Annotated in this window: 11 protein-coding genes; 3 read left to right on the top strand and 8 right to left on the bottom strand. The window is 41.8% G+C overall.

Going from position 1 to position 9,512, the window contains the following annotated elements:
* Nucleotides 1–56 precede the first annotated feature (56 nt).
* From secB to cysE, 3 genes are all read left to right on the top strand, one after another.
* Nucleotides 57–533: a protein-export chaperone SecB gene (gene secB / locus PR808_RS19845; RefSeq protein ID WP_206085785.1), complete on the top strand. Its 477-nt coding sequence runs from the start codon at nt 57–59 to the stop codon at nt 531–533.
* Entirely contained in the window at nt 533–1,561 is a 1,029-nt protein-coding gene (gene gpsA / locus PR808_RS19840; RefSeq protein WP_206085793.1) for an NAD(P)H-dependent glycerol-3-phosphate dehydrogenase, read from the top strand. Before secB ends, gpsA begins: the two co-directional genes overlap by 1 nt.
* A 62-nt stretch (nt 1,562–1,623) precedes the next feature.
* Nucleotides 1,624–2,445 (top strand): serine O-acetyltransferase, encoded by an 822-nt coding sequence (gene cysE, locus PR808_RS19835; RefSeq protein ID WP_206085795.1) that lies wholly within the window; start codon nt 1,624–1,626, stop codon nt 2,443–2,445.
* Between the two features lie 31 nt (nt 2,446–2,476).
* On the opposite strand, the gene PR808_RS19830 is transcribed toward cysE, so the two are convergent.
* The 8 genes from PR808_RS19830 to PR808_RS19795 form a co-directional block, all read right to left on the bottom strand.
* Complete coding sequence (locus PR808_RS19830; RefSeq protein WP_272539955.1) at nt 2,477–2,656, bottom strand: hypothetical protein; 180 nt, start codon at nt 2,654–2,656, stop codon at nt 2,477–2,479.
* A gap of 108 nt (nt 2,657–2,764) precedes the next feature.
* Entirely contained in the window at nt 2,765–3,268 is a 504-nt protein-coding gene (trmL, locus tag PR808_RS19825; protein ID WP_272539957.1) for a tRNA (uridine(34)/cytosine(34)/5-carboxymethylaminomethyluridine(34)-2'-O)-methyltransferase TrmL, read from the bottom strand.
* Between the two features lie 161 nt (nt 3,269–3,429).
* Nucleotides 3,430–4,452 carry a UDP-glucose 4-epimerase GalE gene (gene galE / locus PR808_RS19820; RefSeq protein ID WP_272539954.1) on the bottom strand — a complete coding sequence of 341 codons (1,023 nt, stop codon included), beginning with the start codon at nt 4,450–4,452 and terminating at the stop codon, nt 3,430–3,432.
* Between the two features lie 18 nt (nt 4,453–4,470).
* Nucleotides 4,471–6,549, bottom strand: a complete 2,079-nt coding sequence (locus tag PR808_RS19815) for a polysaccharide biosynthesis tyrosine autokinase (protein WP_272539953.1) — start codon at nt 6,547–6,549, stop codon at nt 4,471–4,473.
* 35 nt (nt 6,550–6,584) lie between these two features.
* Entirely contained in the window at nt 6,585–7,013 is a 429-nt protein-coding gene (locus PR808_RS19810; RefSeq protein WP_206085814.1) for an arsenate reductase/protein-tyrosine-phosphatase family protein, read from the bottom strand.
* Between the two features lie 5 nt (nt 7,014–7,018).
* A complete protein-coding gene (locus tag PR808_RS19805) occupies nt 7,019–8,170 on the bottom strand; it encodes a polysaccharide export protein (protein WP_272539952.1) in 1,152 nt (383 codons plus the stop codon).
* 143 nt (nt 8,171–8,313) lie between these two features.
* A complete protein-coding gene (locus PR808_RS19800; RefSeq protein ID WP_336298200.1) occupies nt 8,314–9,072 on the bottom strand; it encodes a glycosyltransferase family 2 protein in 759 nt (252 codons plus the stop codon).
* Between the two features lies 1 nt (nt 9,073).
* The coding region (locus tag PR808_RS19795; protein WP_272539951.1) for a UDP binding domain-containing protein at nt 9,074–9,512 on the bottom strand (439 nt) is incomplete at its 5' end.

Here is a 9,512-nt window from a genome sequence, read left to right as displayed (position 1 = left end):
TGTAGCTCAAAGAATAACAGGGAAAATTCATATGGAAGTTAAAAGGTACTAAACTTATGTCAGAACAAAACAACTCAGAAATGGTTTTTCAAATTCAACGTATCTACGCAAAAGACGTTTCATTTGAAGCACCTAACGCGCCGCACATCTTTCAACAAGAATGGCAGCCAGAAATTAAATTAGATTTAGATACTTCTTCAACTCAGCTGTCAGAAGGCGTTTATGAGGTTGTTTTACGTGTCACTACGACAGCAACTTTAGGTGAAGAAACCGCTTTCCTGTGTGAAGTCCAGCAAGCCGGTGTTTTCTCTATCGAAGGTATCGAAGGCACTCAAATGGCGCATTGCTTAGGTGCATACTGCCCGAACATTCTGTTCCCATATGCACGTGAAGCGATCACCAGCTTAGTGGGCCGTGGCACATTCCCACAATTGAACTTAGCGCCAGTTAACTTTGATGCACTGTTCATGAACTATTTACAGCAGCAACAAGGTGAACAAGCGCAGAACTCAGAAGTTCAACAGGACGCTTAATGAATACTGCTTCAATGACAGTGATCGGTGCCGGCTCTTACGGCACCGCTTTAGCCATTACACTTGCACGTAATGCACATCAGGTGGTGTTATGGGGCCATGACCCAAAACACATTCATCAATTAGAACAAGATCGCAGCAATCAGGCATTTTTGCCTGGCGTTTCTTTCCCTGATAGTTTATCTCTCGAAACGGACTTAAAACGCGCCGTTGAGGCGAGTCCCAATATCTTGATAGTCGTACCGAGCCATGTTTTTGGTGATGTACTCAAACAAATCCAACCTTATTTACGACCTGACTCCCGCATTATTTGGGCAACGAAAGGCTTAGAAAGGGATACTGGCCGTTTGTTGCAAGAAGTGGCACGTGAGGTATTAGGCAATGAAATTCCTCTGGCGGTATTATCTGGCCCAACGTTTGCAAAAGAATTAGCCGCAGGTTTACCAACGGCAATTTCTGTAGCGGCGAGCGACAGCCAATTTGGTGATGATTTACAACAATTATTCCATTGTGGCAAAAGTTTCCGTGTTTATAAAAACCCGGATATGGTTGGGGTGCAACTGGGTGGCGCAGTAAAAAACGTCATCGCAATCGGTGCGGGGATTTCTGATGGCATGGGCTTTGGGGCGAATGCGCGTACTGCGTTGATTACACGTGGCCTCGCTGAAATGAGCCGCTTAGGTGCCGCCCTTGGTGCTGACCCTGCAACCTTTATGGGGATGGCAGGCTTAGGCGACCTTGTGTTAACCTGTACCGATAACCAATCCCGCAACCGCCGTTTTGGCATGATGCTCGGCGATGGCATTACCGTTGAAGAAGCGGAAAAAGAGATTGGCCAAGTGGTTGAAGGATATAGAAATACCAAAGAAGTCCGTGCACTCGCTGAACGCGCGGGTGTCGAAATGCCAATTACAGAGCAAATTTATCAAATCCTTTACCGTCATAAAAATGTGTTAGAGGCGGCGCAAGCGCTATTAGGCCGAGCGACGAAAGATGAAATTGCAGATATGCCAAAACTGCAGGATTAATAAAAATTAGTCTGGTTAAGTTACATAATAGGGTAAATATAAAAATAGATAGGTGAGTGATTATGTCGCGTGAAGAATTGGATAGAATTTGGGGCTTCATTAAAGAAGAAGCGAAGTCGCTTGCTGACTGCGAACCACTCCTAGCCAGTTTTTTTAACGCGACATTATTAAAGCATGACAACTTGGGCAGTGCGCTCAGCTATATGCTGGCGAACAAGCTCAGCTCGCCTATCATGCCTGCTCTGGAAGTGCGCGAAATCGTTGAAGAAGCCTATCGCAATGACGAAAGTATGATTTTCTCTGCGGCTATGGACTTAGCTGCGGTTCGCCTACGTGACCCTGCCGTTGATAAATATTCCACTCCATTATTGTACTTAAAAGGTTTCCACGCCTTGCAAGCCTATCGCATAGGCAATTGGTTGTGGAAAGAAGGCCGCCAAGCACTCGCGGTTTACCTACAAAACCAAATATCAGTGTCTTTCGGTGTGGATATTCACCCTGCTGCTCGTATTGGTTGTGGCATCATGCTCGACCATGCAACGGGTATTGTGATTGGTGAAACCGCCATCGTGGAAAATGATGTGTCGATTTTACAGTCGGTTACCCTTGGCGGGACAGGCAAAACCTGTGGCGATCGCCATCCCAAAGTCAGGGAAGGGGTAATGATTGGGGCAGGGGCAAAAATTTTAGGCAACATCGAAATCGGCCGCGGCGCAAAAATTGGCGCGGGTTCGGTTGTTCTTCACCCTGTACCTCCTCATACCACAGTGGCGGGGGTTCCTGCACGCATTGTTGGCAAACCAACCAGCGATAAGCCATCCTTAGAAATGGATCAAAACTTTAATGGTAGTATTTGGGGTTTTGAAAATGGGGATGGGATTTGAGAGAGCTAATTATTTCTGAAACTCTTTATGCCTATTTTTCAAAGATCTCTCTTTTTAATATGTTACCAGCTTTAAACTGAGCAATAGATTTTTTTAGATGTTCAGCATTGGCTGGAGAATATAATAAGTAGGTGGTTTCTGTTAGTTTACTATCACTATTTACAGTTTCAGTAGTCGTATTTTTAATTTGCTTTTTAAGACTAATTTTCACCTAATCCTCTCTTTTTATTTAATGAGAAAATAAAAGCCTATTTGCATAAATCGAGCTGTAATAGGATTCAAAGAATCGGAGTCCATACTATACAGCTCGAATATGGCATTAATCTTTCAATAACGCCCCTGCATACCCCAACTGCCTCCACGCTTCAAACACGACAACGGCAACCGAGTTCGATAAATTCATACTGCGGCTATCGGCCAACATTGGAATACGAATTTTTTGCTCCATTGGCATATTGTCGAGTACATAAGGTGGCAACCCGCGCGTTTCAGGGCCAAACATTAAATAGTCATTTTCTTGATAGCTGACATTACTGTGGCTTGGCTTACCTTTGGTGGTTAAGGCAAACACGCGCGCCCCACTTTCAGATTGGTTATTATCCGGGTTTAGCCCTTCACTTTTCAAAAATGCATAATAATCATGGTGATGTTTGATATCGGCAAACTCACTGTAATCTAACCCAGCACGGCGCAGGCGTTTATCATCCCACGTAAACCCGAGCGGGTGGATAAGGTGCAAACTAAAGCCCGTATTGGCACAGAGGCGAATGATATTACCCGTGTTTGGTGGTATTTCAGGTTCGAATAAAACAATGTGTGGCATAGCGTTTAACTGATATTGTGATGATAAAAATGATGGGAAGAGTGTACGCGCAAATCGCATTATTTTCATGCGGAACTTTGATTTGTGCCGTAAAAATTATTTGTACCCCTGAAAACAAAAAACGAGCCATAAAGGCTCGTCTCTGAAATAACTCGTTGAGGTTAGCTATTATAACCATTAGGGTTCATGGACTGCCAACGCCAGCTATCATTCACCATATCTTGAATAGAATACTGCGCCTTCCAGCCTAGGTCTTTAAATGCTTTGTCTGGGCTAGACCAACATTCCGCAATATCACCGGGGCGTCTTGCTACAATTTCATATTTAATTGGTTTACCTGCCGCTTTTTCAAAAGCAGTAATAATTTCCAGTACACTTGTGCCAGTTCCTGTGCCAAGATTGTAAACATGTAATCCTGCTTGCTGGCTAACTTTATTTAGTGCAGCAATATGGCCATCTGCTAAATCCATCACATGAATATAGTCACGTACACCAGTACCATCTGGTGTTGGGTAATCATTACCAAATACCATGACTTGTGGGCGGCGGCCTACAGCGACTTGTGAAACAAACGGTGCCAAATTATTTGGAATACCTTGCGGGTCTTCACCCATGGTTCCGGATGGGTGTGCGCCAACAGGGTTAAAGTAACGCAGCAATGTCAGTGACCAATCATCTTCAGCTACATATAAATCGGACAGGATACGCTCCACCATAAACTTACTGGTTCCATATGGGTTAGTGGTGCCACCAACCGTGGATTTTTCCGTTAATGGAACTTCTTCTGGGTCACCATAAACAGTCGCCGATGAGCTAAAAATTAGGCTTTTAACGCCTGCTTTTTTCATGCTTTCCACTAATACCAATGTGCCATTGACGTTAACATCATAGTATTCAATCGGTTTTTCAACCGACTCACCTACGGCTTTGAGGCCTGCAAAGTGGATCACTGAATGAATTTGATGATTGGCAAAAATAGTGTCTAAAATTTGGCTATCGCGTACATCACCTTGGTAAAATACGGGTTTTGTGCCTGTAATCGCTTCAATACGGTTCAGCACTTCAAGGTTAGCATTATGCAGGTTATCCAATATAATTGGCTGCATTCCCTGCTGGATCATTTGCACACAGGTATGGCTACCAATGTAGCCAAGACCACCAGTGACTAGAACTTGATTATTCATCAATATTATCCCTGATTCTTAGTATTCGTAGTGATAGTTATAATCGTCAGATCTTGCGTCGATACCATTTAATATCACACCAGTGATTTCGATGTCATTTTGCTTAAAGCGTTTGAGTGATAAGTCAACGTCTTTTACGGTATTGACGCCATAGAACGCAATTAGCAGTGAAGTGCCAACATACTTACCGATAATCGCCGAGTCCGTAATTGCTAAGATTGGTGCGGTATCGATCACCACAATATCGTATTGGTTTTTGACTTTATCCAGTAACTGCTTAAAGCGCTCACCCATTAATAACTCAGAGGAGTGAGTGACATTTTTACCGCGGCAAATCACATCGAGGTTTTCAATCACATTGGCATGAATGGTTGGTGATTCTAAGTTTGGTTGAGATAAGTATTCAGATAGCCCTGCTTTATTACTTAACCCAAAAGCTTTATGCAGGCGGCCTTTACGTAAGTCGGTATCGATTAATAATACTTTTTTACCAGCATTAGCCAGTACCACCGCCATATTGGAGGTGACAAAACTTTTCCCTACACCAGGAGATGCACTGGTCACCATCACCAGATTATTACCTTGGTTCATTACTGAGAAGTACACACTGGTACGCAATGAACGGATAGCTTCAACAGCGGTATCCGCTGGGTTTTCTATCGCTAATGGGTTTTTATTGCCCGCCTCAATCAGTTTTTTCTCATAGGTAGAGAATGGGATGGTGGCGTAGACATTAACGCCCAGTGCATCAATATCTTCCGTGCTCTTAATTTTATTATTAAAGAACTCGCGGGCAATTACATACGCGCAGCCAATAATAAAGCCAAGGATTGTGGCAAGTACAACAATCAGTGATTTTTTCGGTGCTACAGGCTTTGGTTGTGACTCAGCGGAGTCAATAATACGCACATCGGCGGTAATACCAGAGTTCAATACGCTAAGTTCCTGCTGTTTCGCCACTAACTGCGTATAGATAGCTTGCTCTGCAGCAACGTCACGGGTTAAACGCACAATTTCTTGTTGGGTATTAGGCAGTTTTTGGATAGCTTTACTGATTTTTTCTTTTTCACGTAACAGTTGCTGGCGCTTATCAAGTAGCGACTGATAAGCGGGATGGTTACGAGTATACAGCTGCTGTATTTCTACTTCTTTAAAAGTTAGTTCATTAAGTTTTTCTTCAACTTGGAGTGCAGTATCCAATGCGGCCTTGGCTTCTAATGAGAGATCAATAGATTCATTCTTTTTACGAAACGCATTGAGCTGGTTTTCGTAGTTATCCAATTTCTTTTTAATCGTAGGTAAGTAGCCATCTAAGAACACTAACGTATTGTTAGTCACTTCTTTTTTACGTTCGGTATTTTGGTCAACATAGTTTTGGATAACACTGTTGAGGATGTTAACATTCTCGACTTTATCCGCACCTTTAATGGCTAAGCTGATAATACCGGTACCTTTACCCACTTCAGCGATGGTTAGGGTGTTGCGTAAGTCTTCAATGGTTGAGTAACGGGCATTTTTGATTAATGAAAACTCTTCACCAGTTTTAGCCGCGAAACTGGAAACTAACAGGTTAATTTCACCTTGTTTCAGAATTTCACCCACCTTACCTTGTAACACTTGGCCGTCCACATTTAGGGAATAATTATTATCCCCTAAATAAGTCAGGGTAAATGGCTGGTCAATTAGGTTTTCAGGTAACTGGAACAGGTCAACCTGAACGGGTGCCACTTCACCAAGTAATTTACTGATAAAGCCTTCAGGGGTAGCATGGGTGTCTAAGTTCAGGTCAGAGACGGTTTTACCCAATACCATACGGGACTTAATCACCTCAATCTCGGAATCCACTTGGTTATTGCTGTTACCAAATGGCATCACATCACTCATTTGGTCGAGTAATGAAACTTGACCAAGCTTGTCATACTGTAAGGTGGCGTTGGCTTGGTAGATGGGGGTTGCTAATAAACTGTATGCGATGGCGATAGCTGCAAAAATAACAGTAAAAAACCCAATTTTAATGGTGTTGGATTTCAAAACTTTAAACAGGGCGAGCAGATCGATTTCATCTGAGGCTGGGGAGCTATTTTTTGTTGTGTTCATAATAGGTTAAATGTTAAGTCATCCAATAAATAAAATTAAATTTTTCCTTGCCAAGCGATGGCGGCTTTTTCCATTAACTGATAAACATGTTCAAACATTTCATCACTGCGTTTGTGCGGATCTGGGATTTCGGTTTTATTGATCCATTGCCCAAATAACATTACTTTGCCGCGGGTTTCAGGAAACTGTTGGTGGATTTTAGCAATATGGTCGTTTTCCATCACTAGGATTAAGTCGGTTTTTTTACATAATTCGCTAGTTAACCGACGTGATTGATGGTTTTCAAGGGAAAGACTATGTTGCTTAGCAATCCGGATGGCACTGTCATAGGCTGGCATGTCATTTTTGGCGATAATACCCGCAGAATGAACAGTTTTTCCGGGAAAATGCTGTTGCAATAAACGCTCCCCAGTAGGAGAGCGACAGATATTTCCCATACAAACAACAAGAATATTATTAAACATATCGATTACCAGTCGTGAATCCGCTTGGTACCTTCGGTCAATTGATTATATGAAGCGATAGTTGGTAACAGTTGGGTAATCAGGCGGTTCCAACGTACTACAGGCGCAGCGGTAACATACACTAAGTCATAAGGTTGCAGTTTAAATTCAGTACCCATCACAAGTGATGTGGCATCGGATAAATCTAGCTGATAGACAGCGGCCATTTTTTTCGGTAATAGTGCTTCGAGTTCTTTGTCTTCTGCTGGCTGGTTTTTAATTGGGCGAATAACAAATACCCCTGTTGCATTAGCGGTCGTTTGGTTAAGGCCACTGGCTTTGCTCAGCGCTTCAGTGATACTCATCCCTGCACGGTCAATGGTCAGTGTGGTTGGTTGACCGACTTCACCCATTACAAACACTTTTTGTGAGTCATTACGCGGGACATACAGCACATCGCCTGGCAGCATCAGGTAGTTTTGGGTTAAATCACCGTACTGAACTAAATCTTGTAATGACACTTTGATTTCTTTGCCGTTACGGGTAAGAACGACATTATCCCAATCAGCTTTTTCCGTTAATCCACCTGCATTATTAAAGGCTTCTAAAATAGTCAGTGGGACGTTAGTGATTGGCAATGTACCCGGTTTTGCCACTTCACCCGACACATACATTTTCTGTGAGCGGAATGCGGCAATACTGACATCCACTTGTGGGGATTCAATATAGGTGGCTAAGCGGTTGCTGATTAAGGTACGGATTTCCGTGACAGTTTTACCGATAACCTTAACTTTACCGATATATGGGTAATATATAGTTCCATCAGAGTGTACCCAGTTACCGGAATCTTGCGCACTACGGTAGGAACCCGCAGGAATGGTCAATTCAGGGTGGTCCCATACTGTGATGGTTAATACATCACCAGCACCTACACGGTACTCATAGTTAGTCAGTTGCTTTTCTAACTGTGCATTCGGTTTGGCGATGGTGGGTGCGGTGTACATATCATCCAACAACTTTGGTGAGATTGGGTAAATATCGACCAATTTGGTTATATCACGGTCACCCGTATTAACCACATTTTTGCCTGAGGTCGAAACATAGGCACCAGGGGTGACGGTGCAGCCTGTTAATGCAGTTAGCATAAGTACAGTAATAGAAAGGCGTTTCAGCTTCATAAATGAGCTATTCCTATAATAAATATGTAAAAATATTGATTTAGATGTATTATTATTAAAAATTGATATCACTTCTATACAAATGTATTTAGTAGCATTTCTTTTAAGCTTTTTACTATCTTGAGGTATAATTAAGCTTTTTACTATCTTGAGGTATAATGCTTTAAAAAGCCATAAAGAGAATAAAATGAAAAATACCAAGTAGATCGAATAATGCTCAGCTTCAATGTGTCCCTATAAAATAACCATTGATGTTTAGCCGCATTCAATTTGTTTTGAGTCATCCCTGAATCAGTACGATAGTGAGCTAACACTTTTGGATAGCAGTAGGCTCTTTCTTCTAATGAAAGCAATTTTAACCATAAGCCAAAATCTTGCCGCTTACGGATCAATGGCATATATTGCTTTCCGAAATGTGCAGTATCATAAATGACAGTTAAGCAGCCAATAACATTTCCATACAGCGACCTATGATAAGTGGTAAATTTAGGAGCCGTAATAATTTTTCCTAATCCAGTTTCACTCAAATGTTGGTAATAACTAAACGTAAATCGATAATTATTTTCCAACATAAAATTAATTTGTTCGCTTAGTTTTGTTTTTAGCCATACATCATCACTATCTAAAAAAGCAATAAAGCGGCCTTTAGCTCTTTCAATTCCAATATTGCGAGATATGCCAGCACCTTGATTTATATTGGAAAAAATTATATTAATTCTAGGGTCGTTCAGGCGATTCAAGATATTAATTGTGTTATCTGTTGAATTATCATCGATAATGATTAACTCTAAATTTTGATAATCTTGTTCAAGAACAGATTGGATAGCTTTTAGAATATTATTCTGTGCATTATAGCATGGCATAATGACAGAAACTAAATGCTTATCTATTAACATACTCATTTTAATCATTTCCAAATAAGTCACGTGTATAGACTTTATCTGCCACATCTTCTATTTCAGGCACCATGCGGTTGGCTAAAATGATATCGCATTGAGCTTTAAATTCTGCTAAATCATTGACCACTTTTGAACGGAAAAACTCGGTTTCTTTCATCACAGGCTCATACACCACCACTTCAATGCCTTTGGCTTTGATGCGCTTCATGATGCCCTGCACCGCAGAAGCACGGAAGTTATCAGAGCCGGCTTTCATCACTAAGCGATAGACCCCCACTTTGCGTGGTGCTTTGGCAATAATAGCATCGGAAATAAAGTCTTTACGGGTACGGTTCGATTCCACAATCGCATTAATCAGGTTGTTTGGCACGTCATCGTAATTGGCTAATAACTGTTTGGTATCTTTTGGTAAACAATAACCGCCGTAACCGAATGATGGGTTA

The sequence above is a fragment of the Providencia sp. PROV197 genome (assembly GCF_028479625.1).
GTDB classification, from domain to species: Bacteria; Pseudomonadota; Gammaproteobacteria; order Enterobacterales; family Enterobacteriaceae; genus Providencia; species Providencia vermicola.
This window is presented reverse-complemented; position numbering and strand designations above follow the sequence as displayed.